This is a genomic window from Paraburkholderia sp. MM5477-R1, from assembly GCF_050436385.1.
GTDB classification, from domain to species: Bacteria; Pseudomonadota; Gammaproteobacteria; order Burkholderiales; family Burkholderiaceae; genus Paraburkholderia; species Paraburkholderia tuberum.
Genome location: NZ_JBNDMC010000010.1, coordinates 532,176 through 551,180 on the forward strand (window position 1 = coordinate 532,176; position 19,005 = coordinate 551,180).

At 68.3% G+C, this 19,005-nt stretch carries 20 protein-coding genes; 15 read left to right on the forward strand and 5 right to left on the reverse strand.

Annotated elements, in window-relative coordinates; translation table 11 throughout:
- Positions 1-35: 35 nt before the first annotated feature.
- A complete protein-coding gene (locus OKW35_RS46300; protein ID WP_184039098.1) occupies positions 36-1,535 on the reverse strand; it encodes a form I ribulose bisphosphate carboxylase large subunit in 1,500 nt (499 codons plus the stop codon).
- A gap of 484 nt (positions 1,536-2,019) precedes the next feature.
- Between OKW35_RS46300 and pqqA the strand changes: the two genes are divergently transcribed.
- The 3 genes from pqqA (at position 2,020) to OKW35_RS46315 (ending at position 3,569) form a co-directional block, all read left to right on the forward strand.
- Entirely contained in the window at positions 2,020-2,094 is a 75-nt protein-coding gene (pqqA, locus tag OKW35_RS46305; RefSeq protein WP_113062024.1) for a pyrroloquinoline quinone precursor peptide PqqA, read from the forward strand.
- A gap of 105 nt (positions 2,095-2,199) precedes the next feature.
- Positions 2,200-2,799 carry a DUF447 domain-containing protein gene (locus OKW35_RS46310; RefSeq protein ID WP_429555564.1) on the forward strand — a complete coding sequence of 200 codons (600 nt, stop codon included), beginning with the start codon at positions 2,200-2,202 and terminating at the stop codon, positions 2,797-2,799.
- A 26-nt stretch (positions 2,800-2,825) separates the two neighbouring features.
- The gene (locus OKW35_RS46315) at positions 2,826-3,569 is read left to right on the forward strand and encodes a (5-formylfuran-3-yl)methyl phosphate synthase (RefSeq protein WP_184052026.1); all 744 of its coding nucleotides are present in this window, start codon (positions 2,826-2,828) and stop codon (positions 3,567-3,569) included.
- Between the two features lie 7 nt (positions 3,570-3,576).
- On the opposite strand, the gene OKW35_RS46320 is transcribed toward OKW35_RS46315, so the two are convergent.
- The 3 genes from OKW35_RS46320 to OKW35_RS46330 all read right to left on the reverse strand — a co-directional run bounded on the left by OKW35_RS46320 (position 3,577) and on the right by OKW35_RS46330 (position 6,483).
- The gene (locus tag OKW35_RS46320) at positions 3,577-4,167 is read right to left on the reverse strand and encodes an aspartate kinase (protein ID WP_429493445.1); all 591 of its coding nucleotides are present in this window, start codon (positions 4,165-4,167) and stop codon (positions 3,577-3,579) included.
- A 166-nt stretch (positions 4,168-4,333) separates the two neighbouring features.
- A complete protein-coding gene (locus tag OKW35_RS46325; RefSeq protein ID WP_429555565.1) occupies positions 4,334-5,443 on the reverse strand; it encodes a hydantoinase/oxoprolinase family protein in 1,110 nt (369 codons plus the stop codon).
- A complete protein-coding gene (locus OKW35_RS46330) occupies positions 5,440-6,483 on the reverse strand; it encodes an ATP-grasp domain-containing protein (protein ID WP_429555566.1) in 1,044 nt (347 codons plus the stop codon). Before OKW35_RS46330 ends, OKW35_RS46325 begins: the two co-directional genes overlap by 4 nt.
- 13 nt (positions 6,484-6,496) lie before the next feature.
- Between OKW35_RS46330 and OKW35_RS46335 the strand changes: the two genes are divergently transcribed.
- The 12 genes from OKW35_RS46335 (at position 6,497) to OKW35_RS46390 (ending at position 18,003) form a co-directional block, all read left to right on the forward strand.
- Positions 6,497-7,246 carry a HisA/HisF-related TIM barrel protein gene (locus OKW35_RS46335; protein ID WP_429555567.1) on the forward strand — a complete coding sequence of 250 codons (750 nt, stop codon included), beginning with the start codon at positions 6,497-6,499 and terminating at the stop codon, positions 7,244-7,246.
- 218 nt (positions 7,247-7,464) lie between these two features.
- The gene (locus OKW35_RS46340) at positions 7,465-8,856 is read left to right on the forward strand and encodes a formylmethanofuran dehydrogenase (protein ID WP_429555568.1); all 1,392 of its coding nucleotides are present in this window, start codon (positions 7,465-7,467) and stop codon (positions 8,854-8,856) included.
- A complete protein-coding gene (locus OKW35_RS46345) occupies positions 8,853-10,562 on the forward strand; it encodes a formylmethanofuran dehydrogenase subunit A (protein WP_429555569.1) in 1,710 nt (569 codons plus the stop codon). The genes OKW35_RS46340 and OKW35_RS46345 overlap by 4 nt, the downstream gene beginning before the upstream one ends.
- A 10-nt stretch (positions 10,563-10,572) precedes the next feature.
- A complete protein-coding gene (fhcD, locus tag OKW35_RS46350) occupies positions 10,573-11,544 on the forward strand; it encodes a formylmethanofuran--tetrahydromethanopterin N-formyltransferase (protein ID WP_184067288.1) in 972 nt (323 codons plus the stop codon).
- Complete coding sequence (locus OKW35_RS46355) at positions 11,541-12,377, forward strand: formylmethanofuran dehydrogenase subunit C (RefSeq protein ID WP_429352403.1); 837 nt, start codon at positions 11,541-11,543, stop codon at positions 12,375-12,377. The genes fhcD and OKW35_RS46355 overlap by 4 nt, the downstream gene beginning before the upstream one ends.
- A 79-nt stretch (positions 12,378-12,456) precedes the next feature.
- On the forward strand, positions 12,457-13,041 hold the full coding sequence (locus tag OKW35_RS46360; RefSeq protein ID WP_409259691.1) for a cytochrome b: 585 nt from the start codon (positions 12,457-12,459) through the stop codon (positions 13,039-13,041).
- Entirely contained in the window at positions 13,038-14,072 is a 1,035-nt protein-coding gene (locus OKW35_RS46365; RefSeq protein ID WP_429555570.1) for an alpha/beta fold hydrolase, read from the forward strand. The genes OKW35_RS46360 and OKW35_RS46365 overlap by 4 nt, the downstream gene beginning before the upstream one ends.
- A complete protein-coding gene (gene pqqB, locus OKW35_RS46370) occupies positions 14,069-14,983 on the forward strand; it encodes a pyrroloquinoline quinone biosynthesis protein PqqB (protein WP_184052047.1) in 915 nt (304 codons plus the stop codon). The genes OKW35_RS46365 and pqqB overlap by 4 nt, the downstream gene beginning before the upstream one ends.
- Positions 14,984-15,055: 72 nt before the next feature.
- Positions 15,056-15,814 carry a pyrroloquinoline-quinone synthase PqqC gene (gene pqqC / locus OKW35_RS46375; protein WP_429555571.1) on the forward strand — a complete coding sequence of 253 codons (759 nt, stop codon included), beginning with the start codon at positions 15,056-15,058 and terminating at the stop codon, positions 15,812-15,814.
- The gene (gene pqqD / locus OKW35_RS46380; protein ID WP_090809033.1) at positions 15,811-16,089 is read left to right on the forward strand and encodes a pyrroloquinoline quinone biosynthesis peptide chaperone PqqD; all 279 of its coding nucleotides are present in this window, start codon (positions 15,811-15,813) and stop codon (positions 16,087-16,089) included. The genes pqqC and pqqD overlap by 4 nt, the downstream gene beginning before the upstream one ends.
- Positions 16,090-16,093: 4 nt before the next feature.
- The gene (gene pqqE / locus OKW35_RS46385) at positions 16,094-17,344 is read left to right on the forward strand and encodes a pyrroloquinoline quinone biosynthesis protein PqqE (protein WP_429555572.1); all 1,251 of its coding nucleotides are present in this window, start codon (positions 16,094-16,096) and stop codon (positions 17,342-17,344) included.
- On the forward strand, positions 17,341-18,003 hold the full coding sequence (locus OKW35_RS46390; protein ID WP_184064647.1) for a response regulator: 663 nt from the start codon (positions 17,341-17,343) through the stop codon (positions 18,001-18,003). The genes pqqE and OKW35_RS46390 overlap by 4 nt, the downstream gene beginning before the upstream one ends.
- On the opposite strand, the gene OKW35_RS46395 is transcribed toward OKW35_RS46390, so the two are convergent.
- Positions 17,973-18,971 (reverse strand): histidine kinase, encoded by a 999-nt coding sequence (locus OKW35_RS46395; RefSeq protein ID WP_429555573.1) that lies wholly within the window; start codon positions 18,969-18,971, stop codon positions 17,973-17,975. The two genes, OKW35_RS46390 and OKW35_RS46395, sit on opposite strands and share 31 nt — an antisense overlap.
- Between the last annotated feature and the right edge of the window lie 34 nt (positions 18,972-19,005).

The following is a 19,005-nucleotide window of genomic DNA, read 5'->3' on the forward strand; positions in this document are numbered from 1 at the left end:
GCTCGTGAGGCGCTCGCGGGAAAAGCTCGGCGTGGCTAGGCCGCCGTCGGCGTGGCGGCGAAATCGGGCGTATCGGTCGATGCGTAGTTGAAGCTCACGTCGCGCCACGTATCGAGCGCCTGCTTGAGCGGCGTGCACCAGCGCGCGGCGGCTTCGAGCACGTCGGGCCCTTCGCGCAGAATGTCGCGGCCCTCGTTGCGCGCCTTCACCATCGCTTCGAGTGCGACGCGGTTCGCGGTCGCGCCGGCCTGGATGCCGGCCGGATGGCCGATCGTGCCGCCGCCGAACTGCAGGATCGCGTCGTCGCCGAACAGATCGAGCAGCTGATGCATCTGCCCCGCGTGAATCCCGCCCGAGGCGACCGGCATCACCTTGCGCAAGCCGGCCCACGGCTGGTCGAAGAAAATGCCGCGCGACAGATCGACCGCGTTGTGCGCGTCGCGGCACACGTTGTAGTAGCCCTGCACCGACAGCGGATCGCCTTCGAGCTTGCCGACCGCGGTGCCCGCATGCGCGTGATCGACGCCCGCCATGCGCAGCCATTTGGCGATCACGCGAAACGAGATGCCGTGGTTGCGTTGCCGCGTGTAGGTGCCATGCCCCGCGCGATGCAGATGCAGGATCATGTCGTGCCTGCGGGCCCAGCGCGACATCGACTGGATCGCGGTCCAGCCGATCACGAGGTCGATCATCACGATGCACGAGCCGAGCTCCTTCGCGAATTCGGCGCGCTCGTACATGTCCTCCATCGTGCCGGCCGTCACGTTCAGATAGTGCCCTTTGAGCTCGCCAGTCTCCGCCTGGGCGCGGTTCACCGCCTCCATCGCGAACAGGAAGCGGTCGCGCCAGTGCATGAACGCCTGCGAGTTGATGTTCTCGTCGTCCTTCAGGAAGTCGAGGCCGCCGCGCAGGCCTTCGTAGACCACCCGTCCATAGTTTTTGCCCGACAGACCGAGCTTCGGCTTGACCGTGGCGCCGAGCAGCGGCCGACCATACTTGTCGAGCCGTTCGCGCTCGACGACGATGCCGGTCGGCGGCCCCTGAAACGTCTTCAGATACGCGACGGGAATGCGCATGTCTTCGAGCCGCAATGCCTTCAGCGGCTTGAAGCCGAACACGTTGCCGATGATCGACGCGGTCAGGTTCGCGACCGAGCCCTCTTCGAACAGATCGAGTTCATAAGCGATATACGCGAAGTACTGCGGCTCGTCGGCGCGAGACACCGGCACCGGCTCGACGCGATACGCCTTCGCGCGATACATGTCGCAGGCGGTCAGGCGGTCGGTCCACACCACCGTCCACGTCGCGGTCGACGATTCGCCGGCCACCGCGGCGGCCGCTTCCTCGGGTTCGACACCGGGTTGCGGCGTGATGCGAAACAGCGCGATCACGTCGGTGTCTTTCGGTTCGTAGTCCGGTTGCCAGTACCCCATCTCGCGGTATTTCATCACGCCCGCCGCGTACCGTTCGCGCGGATTGTGCGGATCGCGCGCTTGAGGTTCGGGCTGGATCGGCGGTTGACTGAAATCGTTCATGACGTGTCCTCGAAGGTGGCAAGCGCACTGCCGGAAGAACGAAGCGCTTGAGTTGCACTGTAGGCACGGACACGCCCAAGGTGAATTCACGATTTTATTTGGCAGACTTAACGGATCGGTTATCGCTATCACATCGTGAGGTTCTTTTTCGAGCCGTGCGACGCGAATGGGAGCAGAATGTGTTGGTGAGCGAGGCGGGCGCGGTGTGACAGCGCAATCGAATTAGCGAATCGCGATGGCACACTTTGCTTCGTTTTCGCCACACCGCGCGGCTCTTTGCGTCTGGCAACCCGCGCGAGCGCCACGGCGTGGCGCAATTCGCCGGGTGCTGTATTGGCCGTCGAATGCACGCACGCCTGGCCGGCCGGAACGCGCATGGGCACGGAGCTTGCATGATGCCGGCTGCCGTCGACACCGGGCATCACGCCGGGCCGGCGGCGCAACGCTGTTCCACCCGCTGTTTCAACCGAAGGAGAAAGCACGTATGCAATGGACGACTCCGAGCTACACCGACGTACGCCTCGGTTTTGAAATCGTGATGTATGTCGCTACGCGTTAAGCCCGCAACCGGGCCGCACGCCGCGGCCCCTTTGCGGTTCCCGTTTGTGTTTGACCTCTGCTGACGGCCGGCCTTCCGGCGCTGTCGGGACACGCGTTCCCAGCCATGATCCACGAAACGATCGTCACCACGGCAGCGTGCGATGGCCGTCCTCATATCGCGCCAATGGGCGCGCGCCACGAGGGCGAGCGGATCATCCTCGCGCCTTTCCGTCCGTCGGTCACGCTCGACAACGTGATCGCGACGCGCGCGGCCGTGCTGAATTTCACCATCGACGTGCGGATCTTCGCGGGCTGCGTCACGCACTGCGCAACCGATTGGCCGACCGTGGCCGCGAGCCGCGTGCCGAGCGTACGTCTGGCCGAGTCGCTGGCCCACGCCGAGCTCGAACTCGACGAGCTGCGTGACGACGCCGAGCGCCCGGTGCTGGTGATGAAATGCGTGCACCGTGAAAACCACGCGCCGTTCGCGGGCTTCAATCGCGCGCAGTCGGCGGTCGTGGAAGGCGCGATTCTGGTGAGCCGGCTCTTCATGCTGCCGGCCGACAAGGTCGATCGAGAAATGGCGTATCTGCAGATCGCGATCGACAAAACCGCCGGCGACAACGAGCGCACCGCATGGAGCTGGCTCGTCGCCGCGATCGCGCGATATCGCGCGAGCCTCGAAGACGCGGCGCATCAGGCCGCCGCTTCGGCCCATCACTGAAACCCTTCCTTCCGCGGAGAACCCCGATGACCGCATTGCTCGCGAGCGTCCGCTCGGCTGACGAAGCATTCGACGCCGCCCGCGCCGGCGCCGAGCTGATCGACCTGAAAGAGCCGGACGACGGCGCGCTCGGCGGCCTGTCGATCGGCGCCATCACGACCATCGCGCAACAACTTCGCGCGCGCTACCCGGTCAAGCCGATCAGCGCGGCGATCGGCGACGTGCCGGCCGATGCGTTCGACGAGATCGCCGCGCGCGTGATCGACGTCAGCGATGCCGGCGTCGACTATGTGAAGGTCGGCGTCGCGCGCGGACCGGCCGCGCGCCGCTGCATCGAGCAGCTCGCGAATCTGCCGGCCAGCGTCGTGCCGGTGCTGCTATGCGACGGCGGCATGGACGACGAACTGGTCAGCCACACCGCGGCGCTCGGCTTCGCCGGCCTGATGTTCGATACCGCGAGCAAGGACGGCGGCACGCTGTTCGATCACGTCGATGTCGACTCGCTCGCGCGCTGGTTGCGGCTCGCGCGTCAGCGCGGCGCGATGGCGGGCATCGCCGGTGCGCTCGGCTGGGCGCAACTGCCGCAGATCCGCGCGCTGGCGCCCGACGTGGCCGGTTTTCGCACCGCGCTGTGCGCCGACGGGCGCCGCTCGCGGCTCGACCCCGAGCGCGTCGCGCAATGGGCGAGCGCGTTGCATCGGCCGGCTGGAGAGATTCGCGTCGATGGCGCGGCGCCGTTGCCGGGCTCGACGAACGCGACGCGGCTGTAGCAGCCGATCACATCACCGGAATATTCAGCAAACGGTCGCGCATCAGCGCGACGTTGCTCTTGTCGAGCAATTCGACCACATAGTTCGCATCGTTCACGTAGTCGACGAACTTGCGGTCGATCACCCCCGACGCGGCCAGCGTTTCGAGCGGATCGTCGGCGGCGATCGGACAGGATTTGACGACGATCAGCCGCTCCGCGTTGAGCATCGTCGATAGCCAGGCGGCGAGGCTGTCCGAGGTCGTGTCCCAGTTGCTCATCGCGTCGGGCGTGTCGCGCATCAGCGCGGTCGGCGCCCACACGGCGACATGACCGTCACGCAGGGTGCGGCGAATCTTCGCCTCGCTCGACGCGATCACCAGTTCGGGCGAAACGCCCTGCATCAGCAGCGCATATTGCGTCATCGCGAGCAGACACATGTTGTGCGCGGCCAGATCGTCGAAGTTCCACTCGCCCTGGTACTGGCGGACCTTGTCCGCGAAATCGCCGCCGCCGGGCACGATCACGACCCGTCCGCCGCCGACTTCGCATAGCTCACTGAGCCAGTGGCGCAGTGCCGGGTCGTGACTCAGGCTGCCTCCGATCTTGACCACCCACATGACTGTTGCCCTCGTGTCCAGTTGAGTGCCCGGCCGGGTCGCGTCGTTTCGCAACCTCGTTCATCACCGAACTTGTCCCGCTCGCCATATCGTGTCCCCTGCCCCTCTTTGCGCTACTCGTGCACCGGCGCGCCGCGTCCCCGGATTGCGCGCCGCGCCTCTCAACTCATGCCGCGCGCGCCGCGATACCACGCGCGCCGCGCCGTTGGGCGCCCGGCTCGCGCGCCGCGAGCAGCGCGACCGCCACGCTCGGCGCGCAGGTCGCCGCCCATGCCGCGCAAGCATCGGGCACGCCCGCCAACGCGCCGAAATCGATATAGCCGCGCGCCTCGTCGCGCGCCAATGCGGCGACGAGGAAGCGGCCGCAGCCGGCGCCCACCAGCGGCGCGGCCGCGAGCACTGGCTGCGCGGCAACCACGCGCATCAGGTTCGCGCCGATTTCGCGCACCTGCAGCGCGCGCCAGCGCCGCGCAAAGTGCAGCCATTCGACGTCCGACGCGTCGTGCGCGTCGTGCCCGATCATGCGCGCGAGCCGCGCGCGGCTCGCCGCCTGCGTCTTCGGCCCCTGGTCGGCGCTCGGCTGCACGTCGTGCAGCGGGTCCAGTTCGCCGGTCAGCCGGTAGACGTCGGCGCTCGTCGCAAACCATTCGTTCATCACGTTCAGCATGGCGCCGCCGAATTCGATCCGCTGCGCGACGCCGCACAACGGCGTGCGCACGACGCCGTGATACACGAGTTCGCCGGTCGCGAGCCGGCCCGCATCGGTCGCGGCACGCGCGACGACGCGGCCGTCGACGATCGGAATGATGTCGGTGGTGGTGCTGCCGATGTCGATCAGCAGCGCGTTCGCCATGCAGGTAGCGACCCAGCTCGCGGTCGCGAGCCAGTTCGCCGACGCGACGTGACGCCAGCCGGCCGCGCAGTCGGCGGCGGCGAGCCAGCCGGCGGCGCCGGCGTAGAAACGCAGTGATGGACCGAGCCGCTGCGCGAGCGCGGCCACGATCGCGCGCACGCCTTCGGCGCGATCCGCGAACAGGTCGACCATCTCGCCGGTCATCGTCACCGCATGCTGCGCGGCGTCCGTGCGGGCCTGCGGCCAGCGCTCGAAGACGAGCTCGATCGTGCGGTGCAGATGGTCGAGCCCCTGCCAAAGCGGACACGGCCATTGCACGACGTCCAGCACGGCGTCGCTGCCGTCGACGAGCGACACCTTCACGTGCGCGCCGCCGACGTCCCAGCCGAACCGCGCCGCCGGGTTCGAACGGGCGGGGCTCAAGGGCGCACCTCGTACGTCGCCGAATTGGCGCGCGCCGCGCCGCAGCGCTCGATGCGCACGCCATGCGCGGCCAGCAGCGCGCGCGTCAGGCCGCTGCCGCGCGCCGCCGACAGCCCCGCATAAGCGACCGTCAAACGCGGATTCACTTCGATCACGACCGGCCCGAGTTGCGGGTGCCACACGACATCGATGCCGACGAAGCCGCGCAAACCCGGGATGGCCCGCGCGACGCGATGCGCGAGCGTGTCGAGCGCGCGGCCCATCTCGCTGTGCTGGTCGATCTGATCGACCAGCACGCCGTCGAACTCGACGATCCGCGCAACATCACCCGACGCGTCGCCGCCGCTCAGCCCGATCTGCTGACGGTTGATGCTGAGGAGCTTGGTGGCGTCGCCGCGGCAGATCAGCGACAGGCTCAACGGCTCACCATCGACCCACGCCTGCAGCACCGGATTGCGCGCCCCCGCCGCGCGCGCCTCGTACTCGGCGCAGGCATCGGCGAAACGCTCGTACACGATCGTGTCGAGGCCGCCCGCGCCGTCGTCCGGTTTGACCACCCACCGGCCGTCGTGCTGCGCGGCTGAGCCGCCGGGTTCGAGCGCCGGCGTCGTGGCAATGCCATGCGCGGCAAGACACGCCGCCGTCGCGCTCTTGCTCGACGCGACGCGGATCGCTTCCTTCGCGCAGCCGAGCCAGCGCGCGGTACCGACCGCATCGTGAAAGCGCAGCAGCAGCCCGTCGCATTCCGGCGCGACGACCCAAGCGTAATCGTGCTCACGCGCCGCGCGCGCGACGAACGCCGTCATCGATTCGCCGGGCGCGGCCATACAATGGGCCTCGCCCGCCCCTGGCGTTTCGAAGCGCGAGGTCGCGAACGTGACCTGCACGCCGTCGAGTTCACGCAGAGCGTCGACCAGCGCGTCGCGCATCACGCGTCCTTCGACGATCAGCGCGCTCAAATCGGCGAGACTGCCCGGGCCGGCGAGCTGGGGGTCGATGCCGCCGCCGGTGAGATACTCGTAGACAAAGATTCTGGTCAAAGGAAAGCCCCCTATGCAGGTGATACCTGTTCTCGATCTGCTCGACGGCCAGGTCGTACGCGCGGTGCGCGGCGAGCGGAGCGCCTATCGGCCGATCCAGTCCCGCCTCGTCGCGACGAGCGACCCACTTGCCACCGCCCGCGCGCTGCTCGAAGCCAGCGGCGCGCGCACGCTCTATATCGCCGATCTCGGCGCCATCCTGCAGCGCGGCGCGCATGCTTCGACGCTCGCCGCATTGCGGGCCGCGCTGCCCGGCATCGAACTGTGGCTCGACGCGGGTTTCGCGGACTACGCGTCGATGCGCGCGCTATTCGAGCGCATCGACGACGCCATCGATCAACACGACAGCCCTGCTGCCGCTTCCCACCTCGCGACTCTCGTGCCTGTGTTCGGCTCGGAGACGCTGCGCGATATCCACGCACTGCACGCGGCTCAGCGCGCCGGCCTTGCGCCGATCCTGTCGCTCGATCAGCGGGCGGGCGAACTGCTCGCCGCGGCCGCGCTCGACCGCTCGTCGGCGTGGTGGCCGCCGCGCGTGATCGCGATGACGCTCGACCAGGTCGGCAGCTACGCCGGCCCCGATCTCGCGACGTTCGAGCGCGTGCGCGCGCAAGCCGCCGCGCACACCACGCTGATCGGCGCGGGCGGCATCCGCAATCGCGACGATCTGGCCGCCGCGGCCGGCACCGGCGCAAGCGCCTGGCTGGTGGCGTCCGCGCTGCACGATCGACAGATCGACTGCGCGCATTCCGATTCCGCGTAGGCCTTCCATACAATTTCCATGCCACGCGTTCTGACAGCGCTGTCGGTAAACGCAACGCAAGCCGGACTGTTCGCGCGTGACACTCTGCTTGACACTCTGCTCCAGAACGGCACACATTTTGTATGGCGCGGTGGGCCTTTGACGCGCGCGCCGACGCAGGATCAGGCACCCTTACCGCAGGGTCGAAAGATCGGCATGGAGCTTGCTAAACCTGCCCCATGCATAGCCCCTCCATCGATCCATCGACCCCCAGCCCGAGCGCAACGCGCGCCGCGGCGCTCACACGCGACTGGATCTGTCCGTTCTGCCCTTTGCTGTGCGACGACCTGGCCGCCGCTGCCCACGACGACGGCACGCTCGATGTGCCGGACACCGAATGTCCGCGGCTCGCTCACGCGCTCGCGCAGTACGGCGCGACGGACGCGCAATGCGCTTGCACCGTCGATGGCGACGAAGTGGACAAGGATGCCGCGCTGGCGAGCGCCGCGCAGTTGCTCGCGAACGCGCGCCGCCCGCTATTCGGCGGCCTCGCCACCGACGTCGCCGGCATCCGCGCGCTGTATCCGCTTGCCGCCGCCTGCGGCGCGATCCTCGATCATCTGCACGGCGATGCGCTGACGCCCGCGACGCTCGCTTTGCAAGACCGCGGCTCGTTCTTTACGACGCTCTCCGAAGTGCGCGCGCGCGCCGACCTGCTGGTGTTCTTCGGCTGTCAGCCGTCGCGGCGCTATCCGCGCTTTTTCACGCGCGCGCTGGCGGGCACCGAACTCGCGCGCGAGCTGGTCTTCGTCGGCTGCGAACCGGACCCGGCCGCAGCCGGCTTCGCGCAAACGCGCATCGACACGCTGCTGCCGGACACCGATCCGTACGACACGCTCGCGCTGTGGTCAGCGCTCGCGGAAGGACGCGACGCCGCCGTGCTGAGCCACGGCGATGGCAGCGCAGCCAACGTGGCAACCGCGCTCGCGTCGTTGCACGCACGCATCGCCGGCGCGCGCTATACGGTGGTCGTCTACGAACCGGCCGCACTGCCCGCGCCGCACGCGGCGCTGCTGATCGAAGCGCTGAACCGGATCGTGAAGGCCGTGAATCGCACGACGCGCGCGGCATGTCTCGCGCTCGGCGGCGACGACGGCGCGTTGACGGTCAATCAGACCGTCACGTGGCTGTCCGGCTTGCCGCTGCGCACGCGCGTGTCGATGCCGGCGCACGCCGCGGGCACCGCGCCGCTCGATCACGATCCGTACCGCTATCGGGCGGCCCGGCTGCTCGCCGAACGCGAAGTCGATGCGCTGCTGTGGATCGCGGGCTTCGCGCCGCACGCGTGGCCCGCGTCGCTCGATCCCGCGCTTGCCCTGATCGTGCTCGGTCATCCGGCGCTCGCCGATGCCGCCAGGGCGCGCGGCGCGAACACCGTGTTCGTGCCGGTCGCGACACCGGGCGTCGATAGCGGCGGACATCTGTTTCGCGTCGACGGCACGGTCGTGATGCCGCTCACCGCCGCGCGTGGTGCCGCGCTGGAGTCGGTGGCGTCGATTGCCGCGAAGTTGAGCGGGCGATTGAGCGGGCAACTGAGCGAACGCTCGAGTACGCGCGAGGATCAGCCATGACTCTCGTCCGGCTCAAGGGCGGCACGTTGTTCGACCCGATCCACAACGTCAACGGCGAGCGCCGCGACCTGACGTTCCGCGACGGCCGCATCGTCGACATGGCCGCCACCGCGCCCGTCGATCGTGAATACGACGCGACCGGCATGATCGTGATGGCGGGCGGGATCGACCTGCATTCGCATATCGGCGGCGGCAAGACCAACCTGTCGCGCCTGCTGCTGCCCGAGGACCATCGCGCCGATGCGCGGGGCGCCCATGCGCCGCGCGAGGCCGCCTACGAAGCCGCGCGCGACGACAACGGCCGCTACCTGCGCCTGCCGTCGTGCGGCGTCTGCACGCCGGGCACGCTCGCGACCGGCTACCGCTACGCCGAAATGGGCTACACGGCCGCGTTCGAGCCGGCGATGATGCCGTCCAACGCGCGCCACACGCACCTCGAAATGGGCGACACGCCGATCATCGATCACGGCGCGTACGTGATGCTCGGCAACGACGAGCTGTTCCTGCGGATGCTCGCCGCGCGCGACGACTTCGAACGTCTGCGCGATTACGTCGGCTGGACGATCGACGCGAGCAAGGCGCTCGGCGTCAAGGTGGTCAACCCCGGCGGCATCTCGGCGTTCAAGTTCAACCAGCGCTCGCTAAACGTCGACGAGCCGCACGCGCACTACGGCATCACGCCGCGCGACGTGCTGCGCACGCTGACGCGCGCGCTGACCGAGCTGCGCGTGCCGCATCCGCTGCACGTGCACACGAGCAACCTCGGCGTGCCCGGCAACCTCGCCTCGACCATCGCGACGATGGACGCCGCCGACGGTCTGCCGATCCATCTGACGCATATCCAGTTTCACAGCTATGGCACCGAGGGTTCGCGCAAGTTTTCGTCGGGCGCGCGGCAGATTGCCGAGGCCGTGAACGCGCGGCCGAACGTGTCGATCGACGTCGGCCAGATCATCTTCGGACAGACCGTCACGGCCTCCGGCGACACGATGATGCAGTTCGGCAACGCGCCGCTCGCGCGGCCGCACAAGTGGGTGGTGGGCGATATCGAGTGCGACGCGGGTTGCGGCGTGCTGCCGTTCCGTTATCGCGAACAGAGCTACGTGAACGCGCTGCAATGGATCATCGGCCTCGAAATCTTCCTGCTCGTCGACGACCCGTGGCGCGTCGCGATGACCACCGATCATCCGAACGGCGGACCGTTCACGAGCTATCCGCATCTGATCCGCCTGCTGATGGACAAGCCGTTTCGCGATGAGCAACTGGCGAAGCTGCATCCCGAGGCGCAGGTCGCCAGCGCGCTGCCGGAACTCAAACGCGAATTTTCGCTGTACGAGATCGCGATCATCACGCGCGCCGGTCCCGCGCGGCTGCTCGGTCTGCGCGATCGCGGCCATCTCGGCGCGGGCGCGGCGGCGGACATCGCCGTCTATCGCGACGAGCCGGACCGCGAGCGCATGTTCACGTCGCCGGCCTATGTGTTCAAGGACGGCGAACTGGTCGCGCGCGACGGCACGCTCGTCGCGACGCCGACGGGCGGCATCCATTTCGTCGCGCCGCAATTCGATCGCGGCATCGAGACAACGCTGCGCGCGTATAGCGACGCGAACCTCGCGAGCAACTTCGCCCACGCCGCGATCAGCGACGACGAAGCCTGCCGCTGCTGCCGCGGCGGACGGCTATTGCCCGTCGAATGTCTAACCTGACGCGTCCACGATGAACGCTCCCGCCCCGCTCGACATCAACGGCACCGCGATCGACGCGACCTTCGCCGAAGCCTTTCCGATGAAGGCGACCCGGCTCGTGATCACCGCGCACACGCCGACGTGGGCGATGCACGCGGCGAACTCGCTGGCGGGCTTCGCGACCTCGGTGATCGGTTGCGGCTGCGAGGCAGGCGTCGAGCGTGCGCTCGCGCCCGCTGCCACGCCCGACGGCCGGCCCGGCGTCGCGGTGCTGTTGTTCGCGGTGTCGTCGAAGGAGCTCGCGAAGCAGATCGGGCGGCGCGTCGGCCAGTGCGTGCTCACCTGTCCGAGCACGGCCGTCTACGGCGGCATCGATCCGGCCACGAGCCGCGCGCCGCTGTCGGACCCGGCGCCGCTTGGCAGCGGGCTGCGCTTTTTCGGCGACGGCTGGCAGATCGCGAAGATGATCGACGCAGGGAACGGACCCACGCGTTACTGGCGCGTGCCGGTGATGGACGGCGAGTTCGTCTGCGAAGACATGGCGGCGACGGTCAAGGCCGTCGGCGGCGGCAACCTGCTGCTGCTCGCGCGCGACCTCGGCGCCGCGCTCGCGGCGGCCGAAGCCGCGGTCGCCGCGATGCGCCGGCTGCCGAACGTGATCATGCCCTTTCCCGGCGGCATCGTGCGCTCGGGCTCGAAGATCGGCTCGAAGTACGCGGGCGCGACCGCGTCGACCAACGACGCGTTCTGCCCGAGCCTGATCGGCCTCGCGCGGCGCAGCGAGTTGAGCGCGGACGTTGGCTGCGTGCTGGAAATCGTCATCGACGGTCTGACCGACGCCGACGTCGGCGCGGCGATGACGGCCGGGATCGGCGCGGCCGCCGGACTCGGCCGCGCGGCCGGCGTGCTGCGCATTTCGGCGGGCAACTACGGCGGCAAGCTCGGGCCGTACCACTTTCATCTGCACGAACTGGCGGCGGGGCTCAATGGGAGTCACGCATGAGCACGACCACGTTGCGCGTGAAGACACCACCCGGCTTTCGCGTCGATGCCGCAGCGCTGTCACCCTCGGCGCTGGCCAGCATGAGCGTGGCCGAGATCGAGCGCATCGTGCTGCCGGCCGGCAACGAGCGCTGCGTGGTCGGCGACGTCTTCGAGGTTTCGCGCGACGACGCGCCTGCGTCCGGCGACGACATGGCCACGCTGCTGATCGACGACGCCGCGCGGTGGCTGGACCGGCTCGGCGCGCAGATGGACGGCGGACGGCTCGTCGCGCGCGGCTCGGTCGGCGACTACAGCGGCTTCAGAATGAGCGGCGGCTTGCTTGAAATCGACGGCGACGCGGGGCACTTCACCGGCTGCGAAATGCGCGGCGGACGCGTGACGGTGCGCGGCGACAGCGGCGACTTCGCCGCCGGCGCACTGACGGGCGATATGGAAGGCATGAGCGGCGGCACGCTGACGATCCACGGCAACGCCGGCGCGCGGCTCGCCGACCGGATGCGCCGCGGCCTCGTGCTGGTCGGCGGCAACGCGGGCGACTTCGCGGCGTCGCGGCTGGTGGCGGGAACCGTCGGCGTGGCGGGGCAACTGGGCGCGCATTATGCCTATGCAATGAGGCGTGGCACGCTGCTGCTCGCGCAACGGCCAGAGCCACTGCCGCCCCCTACTTTCACCGGCGGCGGACACGGTTTCGACGTATTCTGGTCATTGCTCATACGCAGTCTCGCGGCCGAAATCGCGCCGTTTTCGCAGTGGCGCGCGGACCGTCTGCCGGTCCGTTTCACGGGCGACCTCGCGGTCGACGGCCGCGGTGAAATACTGATCGCCGGCTGAACCAGCTATGTCAGCCGCGACTGAAACGGTGTTCGGCAAAAAAGAAACGTCCCGCAACGATGTTGCATGGAGACAGGGCATGAGGACAGCGGATTCTGCAAACGCGAAGCCTGATATCGACGTCAACGCAAATGCCAGCGCCGGCGGCCCGCGCTATGCCGGGCTGCTGATCGCGCTGCACTGGCTGATCGCGCTCGGCATCGTCGGGCTGCTCGCACTCGGGCTTTATATGGTCGGCTTGCCGAAGGGCTTGCCCGTCAAGGCGACGCTGATCAATCTGCACAAGTCGCTCGGACTGACGGTTTTCCTGCTGGTGCTTTTGCGCATCGTCGCGCGGCTGGTCCTTCACCGGCCTCCGCTGCCGCCGATGCCACCGTGGCAACGCGCCGCCGCGCGCACTACGCAGGGTCTTTTATATGTCGGCATGGTGGCGATGCCGCTTGCCGGGTATCTCGGCTCGTCGTTCAACACCTACGGCACGCGCTTCTGGGGCATCCTGCTGCCGAAATGGGGCTGGGACGACGCGCATCTGCGCGCACTGTTCTTCGGCCTTCACCACGCCATCGGCTTCGCGCTGATTGCGCTGATCGTGCTGCACGTGGCGGGCGCGTTCAAGCATCAGTGGATCGATCGCGACAACCTGCTCGCGAGGATGCTGCCATGACGATGCGAAGCTTATCGCGCCACACGCAGGCGGCCGCCGCGCTCGAAGTCCATACGCTGCGCACGCGCGATGGCCATCGCGTGTGGTATGCGCTGGCCGGCGCGCGCGACGGCGTGCCGGTCGCGGTGCTGCACGGCGGCCCAGGCAGCGGCAGTCAGCCCGGCGTGCTGCGGCTGTTCGATCTGCAGCGCTTTCGCGTCGTGCTGATCGACCAGCGCGGCACCGGTGCCTCGACGCCGCACGGCAGCGTGCGCCACAACCGCACCGACTATCTGATCGCCGATCTCGAAGCGATTCGCGCGCGGCTCGGCTTCGCGCGCTGGGGCGTGCTCGGCGGATCGTGGGGCGCGGCGCTCGCGCTCGCGTATGCGGGGCAGTGTCCGCGGTCGGTGACGGGCGTCGTGCTGCGCGGCCTGTTCCTGACGTCCGCGCGCGAAGTGCGCGGTTTGTTCATCGCGTCACGCAAGCGCGCGCCGCGTGCGTGGTCGAGACTGCGTGCCGCTGCTCGCTGCGAGCAGCCCGCGGCACTGGCCGCGCGTTGCGGCGACACCTTGCAATACGGCGCGAATGAAGCGCGGCAACGCGCGCTCGCGCTGGCCTGGCGCGGCTATGAAAACGCGGTGCTCGCGAGCGCATCGCCGCGAGGCGCCGCACGACGACGTGCGAACCTGCGAAACCCACGCGAATCCCAACGCCACGCGCGCAAGCTGATCGGCAAATACCGGATTCAGGCGCACTACCTCGCGCATCGCTGCTGGCTCGGCGAGACGCGTTTGCTGTCGCTCGCGCGCCGCGCGGCGGCGGCCGGGGTATCGATTGCGGCCGTGCATGGTGCGCGCGATCCGGTGTGTCCGCGCGGCAATCTGCGACGTCTGTCGCGCGCGGTTCCGTCGGCGCGCGTCGAGTCTGTGAGCGCGGCGGGTCATCTGACGAGCGACCCCGCGCTGCATGCATGCGTCGCGCAGGCGCTCACCGCGATGTTCACTCCCACCGTCGAAGAGGGGCGCAGCAGCGTGCGTCGCGCGGCATGAAGATCAAGGTACTCGGCTCGTCGGCGGGCGGCGGCTTTCCGCAGTGGAACTGCAATTGCCGCAATTGCGACGGAGTGCGTCGCGGCACGGTGAAGGCGACGCGCCGCACGCAGTCGTCGATCGCGGTCAGCGCGAACGGCGAGGACTGGCTGCTCGTCAATGCATCGCCCGATCTGCTCGCGCAGATCGCCGCGCATCCCGAACTTCAACCAGCGCGGCGCGCGCGCGACAGCGGCATCGCCGCGGTGCTCGTGATCGACGCGCAGATCGACCACGTGACCGGCCTCTTGATGCTGCGCGAACGCGACACCCCGCTGCCGCTATACGCAACCGATGCGGTCTGGCAAGACCTCCGCTCCGGCTTTCCGGTCGCGCCGATCCTGTCGCACTACTGCGGAGTCGAGCACCGCCGTATCGCGCTCGACGGCGCGCCGCTCGCCGTCGACGCGCTGCCCGGCATCCGCATCGACGCGCTGCCGCTGTCGAGCAAGGCGCCGCCGTACTCGCCGCATCGCGATGCGCCGGAGCGCGGCGACAACATCGGACTCGTGCTGACGAACCTGCAATCGGGCCGGCGCGTGTTCTACGCGCCGGGGCTCGGCGCGATCGAGCCGCACGTGCTGGCGGCGATGCGCGAGGCCGATCTGCTACTCGTCGACGGCACGCTGTGGACCGGCGACGAAATGATCCGCCTCGGCCTGTCGAAGAAGACCTCGGCGGATATGGGCCATCTGCCGCAGAGCGGCGCGGGCGGCATGATCGAAACGCTCGATTCGCTCGGCGCGAAACGCAAAGTGCTGATCCATATCAACAACACGAATCCGATCCTGATCGAAGACGGCCCCGAGCGGCGCATGCTAGGCGAGCATGGCATCGAGGTCGCGTACGACGCAATGAGCTTCGAGCTTTGAGGCGCGCAGTGAAGAGTACGGAGCGATGCGGTAACGAGGCGCGGCTGTGAACGACGATAAAACGGAGACGGCATGAACGCGAAAGACCTTCAGGACACGACACCAACACGCGACGCGAGTACCACGGGAACTCAAGGCATCGACCGACCCGCCTGGAGCCGTGAAGAATTCGAGGCGCAGTTGCGCGCGAAGGGCACCGCCTATCACATCCACCATCCGTTCAACGTGAAGATGAATAGCGGCGGCTGCTCGCGCGAGCAGATTCGCGGCTGGGTCGCGAACCGCTTCTACTACCAGATCAACATTCCGCTGAAGGATGCGGCCGTGCTGTCGAACTGTCCGGACCGCGAGACGCGCCGCCGCTGGGTGCTGCGCATTCTCGATCACGACGGCTACGACGGCGCGGAAGGCGGCATCGAAACCTGGGCGCGTCTCGCGGATGCGGTCGGCCTCACACGCGACGAACTATGGTCGCTCGAACACGTGACGCCGGGCGTGCGCTTCGCCGTCGATGCGTATGTGAATTTCGCGCGCCGCGCGCCGTGGCAGGAAGCGGTGTGCTCGTCGCTGACCGAAATGTTCGCGCCGCAGGTGCATCGCGACCGGCTCGCGAGCTGGCCCGAGCACTATCCGTGGATCGAAGCGGAGGGCCTCGCGTATTTCCGTTCGCGCATCTCACTGGCGCAGCGCGATGTGCAGCACGGACTCGAGGTCACGCTTGCCCATTTCACGCGACGCGATCAGCAGGAACGGGCGCTCGACATCCTGCAGTTCAAGCTCGACATTCTGTGGACCATGCTCGACGCGATCGAGAAGGCGTTTGCGCAATGAACGACTCGACACGCGCCGACCCCGCCACGCCGCTCGCGATCGCCAAGCCATTTCGCCTGCAATGGGAGCCCGCGCAGAACGCGCACGTGCTGCTGTACCCCGAGGGCATGGTGAAGCTCAATCAAAGCGCGGGAGAAATCCTCAAGCGCTGCGACGGCACACGCGACATCGATACGCTGATCGCCGACCTCGAACAGGCGTTCAACACGACCGGCATCGGCAGCGAGGTGCGGGCCTTCATCGCCGACGCGCATGGGCGCGGCTGGCTGGAGTAGCGCGATGACCGATCTTTCTCAACCTGCCTCTCAACCCGGCGCGCAAGTGCAAAGCGACGCGGCCGCCGTCGTGCCGCCGCCGCTGTGGCTGCTCGCGGAGCTGACCTATCGCTGTCCGCTGCATTGCGCGTTCTGCTACAACCCGCTCGACTACACCGATCACAACCGCGAACTGACCACCGGGCAATGGCTCGACGTGCTGCGCGAGGCGCGCGCGCTCGGCGCGGTGCAGCTCGGCTTTTCGGGCGGCGAGCCGCTGGTGCGCGACGACGTCGAAGTACTCGTCGAAGAAGCGCACAGGCTCGGCTTCTACACGAACCTGATCACGTCGGGCGTCGGTCTCACCGATCAGCGCCTCGGCGATCTGAAGGCCGCCGGGCTCGATCACATCCAGCTGTCCTTCCAGGATTCGACGCAGCAGTTGAACGACTTCCTGAGCAGCACGCGCACCTTCGAGCTGAAGCAGCGCGTCGCCGTCGCGCTCAAGCGGCACGGCTTTCCTATGGTAATGAACTGCGTGCTGCATCGCTACAACCTGCCGCATGTCGACAAGATCATCGAGATGGCATTGGCTCTAGGCGCCGAATATCTGGAGCTGGCGAACACGCAGTTCTACGGCTGGGCGCGCGAGAACCAGGCGCAACTGATGCCGACGCAACAGCAGCTCGAAGAAGCCGAAGCGGTGGTCGCGCGCTATCGCCGCACGCATGGCGAGCGCTGCAAGATCTTCTTCGTCGTGCCCGACTACTTCGAGCGCCGCCCGAAGCGCTGCATGAACGGCTGGGGCGCGGTGTTCCTCGGCGTCGCGCCCGACGGCGCCGCGCTGCCGTGTCACGCGGCGCGCGGCCTGCCCGGCCTGACGCTGCCGAACGTGAAGGACATGCCGTTGCGCGAGATCTGGTACGACAGCGACGCGTTCAACCGCTTTCGGGGTTTGCGGTGGATGAAGGAGCCGTGCCGCAGCTGCGATGAAAAGGACCTCGACCTCGGCGGCTGCCGCTGCCAGGCCTACCTGCTGACCGGCGACGCGGCCAACGCCGACCCGGTCTGCGACAAGTCGCCGTTTCACGACACCGTGGTCAAGATCGTGCGGCGTGCAGCATCGGGATCTGCATCCGAAACCGGGGCGACAGCAGCGGCCCGCGAACAGCCGATCCTGTTCCGCAACGACGCCAACTCACGCAAGTTCGCGGCCGCTGCCCGCGAGCCCGACGCCGGCGGCGATAACCGGGCGTCACCCGGAGTCCAATCATGAGTGCCGACACCATCTCCGTTCTGCTCGTCGACGACCATGCGGTCGTGCGCGAAGGCTACCGGCGTCTGCTCGAACTGAATGCCGACGTCGAGGTGTGCGGCGAAGCGGGCGACGCCGCGCAGGCCTACCAGCGTTTTTGCGCGCTGCGGCCCGACGTGGTCGTGATGGATGTGGCGCTGCCGGGCGCAAGCGGCATCGAAGCGATGCGGCGCATGCTCGCGCGCGAACCGGACGCGCGCGTGCTGATCTTCAGCGTGCACGAGGAATCGATCTTCGTGCGGCGCGCGCTCGACGCGGGCGCGCTCGGCTACGTGACCAAGGCAAGCGCGCCCGACGTGCTGGTCGAAGCGGTGCGCTCGATCGCGCGGCGTGCCCGCTACCTGAGCCCGGACATCTCGCAGGCGCTCGCGCTGCGCACCGCGTTCAACGAAGGGCCGCCGGGGCGTCAGTTGTCGGCGCGCGAGTTCGAGGTGCTGCGGCTGCTCGTGCAGGGCTATACGCTGCCGAGCATCGCCGAAAAGCTGGGCTTGAGTCAGAAAACGGTGGCCAACCACCAATCGGTGATCCGGCAGAAGTTCGGCGCCGACAACGGCGTACAGCTCGCGCAGATGGCAAGCCGCCTCGGGCTTCAGTTCACGGGCTCGGCCAGCCCCGCCTGAGCGGGCACGCGCGCGCAGAACAGAAACCCGCGCTGCGGCTCGCTCGCGATGTGAAATTCGCCGCCGAGCGCCTCGACGCGTTCGCGCATGCCGATCAGCCCGAGCCCGCTGCGCGGCCTGGTCAGATCGGTGCCGGGGCCGTCGTCGGCCATCGTCACGACGATCTCGTCGATCTGCGTGCCGTTGTGTTCGCGCGGCGCGCGCACCATGAACAGTTCGACGCGCGAGCGGCGCGCGAACTTCGACACGTTCGTCAGTCCTTCCTGCACGAGCCGGTACAGCGTGATCGTCAACGCATCGCTGAGGCCGCTGAAATCCCCTTCGATCGTCATCGAGAACGACGCTTCGGGCAAGCGCTCGCGCCAGCCGTCGACGCAATGTTCGAGCGCGGTCGGCAAGCCGAATTCGTCGAGACCGATCGGCCGCAGGCGGCGGATCATGCCGCCGATCTCGCGGTACACATGCGTCGCGCTCTGCATCAGCCCAAGCGCGATGCGATGAATTTCCGGCTCGCGCTCGCCCGATAGATCGCGGATGCGCGCCGCGTCGAGCGAGATCGCGTTCAGGTATTGACCCAGCTCGTCGTGCAGCTCGCGCGCCAGATGGCGGCGCTCCAGTTCCTGCGCCTGCAGCGCCTGACTGGCAAGGCGCCGGTTGTCGGCGAGCAGTCGTTCGGCCTGTTCCTCGAGCATGCGGCGATGGCGCAGTTCGTGGCGCGCATCGCGATAGCGGCGCCACGCGAACCACGCGAGCGCGATCGACAGCACGAACAGCGCGCCCGGCAACTCGTCGAGCTGGAAGCGCTCCATGCCACGCGTGAACCGGTAGACCTTCTCGCTGAGATCGAAGGCGGCGCCGAGCACCGCCGCGAGCACGGTCACGGCGACGACCCAGCCGAGGTCGCGCCATATCGGCGACGATGGCGGCGCTCGGTCAGCGGAAGAGGAATGGATCGGTTCGCTTGACATGACGCTTGCATTCTACTCAGCGCCGGCACGCGCA

Excerpts from the sequence above, each read along its gene's own strand:
- OKW35_RS46300 (WP_184039098.1), bottom strand. The coding sequence starts at position 1,535 with ATGAACGATTTCAGTCAACCGCCGATCCAGCCCGAACCTCAAGCGCGC.
- OKW35_RS46310 (WP_429555564.1), top strand. The coding sequence starts at position 2,200 with ATGATCCACGAAACGATCGTCACCACGGCAGCGTGCGATGGCCGTCCT.
- OKW35_RS46315 (WP_184052026.1), top strand. The coding sequence starts at position 2,826 with ATGACCGCATTGCTCGCGAGCGTCCGCTCGGCTGACGAAGCATTCGAC.
- OKW35_RS46320 (WP_429493445.1), bottom strand. The coding sequence starts at position 4,167 with ATGTGGGTGGTCAAGATCGGAGGCAGCCTGAGTCACGACCCGGCACTG.
- OKW35_RS46335 (WP_429555567.1), top strand. The coding sequence starts at position 6,497 with ATGCAGGTGATACCTGTTCTCGATCTGCTCGACGGCCAGGTCGTACGC.
- OKW35_RS46340 (WP_429555568.1), top strand. The coding sequence starts at position 7,465 with ATGCATAGCCCCTCCATCGATCCATCGACCCCCAGCCCGAGCGCAACG.
- OKW35_RS46345 (WP_429555569.1), top strand. The coding sequence starts at position 8,853 with ATGACTCTCGTCCGGCTCAAGGGCGGCACGTTGTTCGACCCGATCCAC.
- fhcD (WP_184067288.1), top strand. The coding sequence starts at position 10,573 with ATGAACGCTCCCGCCCCGCTCGACATCAACGGCACCGCGATCGACGCG.
- OKW35_RS46355 (WP_429352403.1), top strand. The coding sequence starts at position 11,541 with ATGAGCACGACCACGTTGCGCGTGAAGACACCACCCGGCTTTCGCGTC.
- OKW35_RS46360 (WP_409259691.1), top strand. The coding sequence starts at position 12,457 with ATGAGGACAGCGGATTCTGCAAACGCGAAGCCTGATATCGACGTCAAC.
- OKW35_RS46365 (WP_429555570.1), top strand. The coding sequence starts at position 13,038 with ATGACGATGCGAAGCTTATCGCGCCACACGCAGGCGGCCGCCGCGCTC.
- pqqB (WP_184052047.1), top strand. The coding sequence starts at position 14,069 with ATGAAGATCAAGGTACTCGGCTCGTCGGCGGGCGGCGGCTTTCCGCAG.
- pqqC (WP_429555571.1), top strand. The coding sequence starts at position 15,056 with ATGAACGCGAAAGACCTTCAGGACACGACACCAACACGCGACGCGAGT.
- pqqD (WP_090809033.1), top strand. The coding sequence starts at position 15,811 with ATGAACGACTCGACACGCGCCGACCCCGCCACGCCGCTCGCGATCGCC.
- pqqE (WP_429555572.1), top strand. The coding sequence starts at position 16,094 with ATGACCGATCTTTCTCAACCTGCCTCTCAACCCGGCGCGCAAGTGCAA.
- OKW35_RS46390 (WP_184064647.1), top strand. The coding sequence starts at position 17,341 with ATGAGTGCCGACACCATCTCCGTTCTGCTCGTCGACGACCATGCGGTC.
- OKW35_RS46395 (WP_429555573.1), bottom strand. The coding sequence starts at position 18,971 with ATGTCAAGCGAACCGATCCATTCCTCTTCCGCTGACCGAGCGCCGCCA.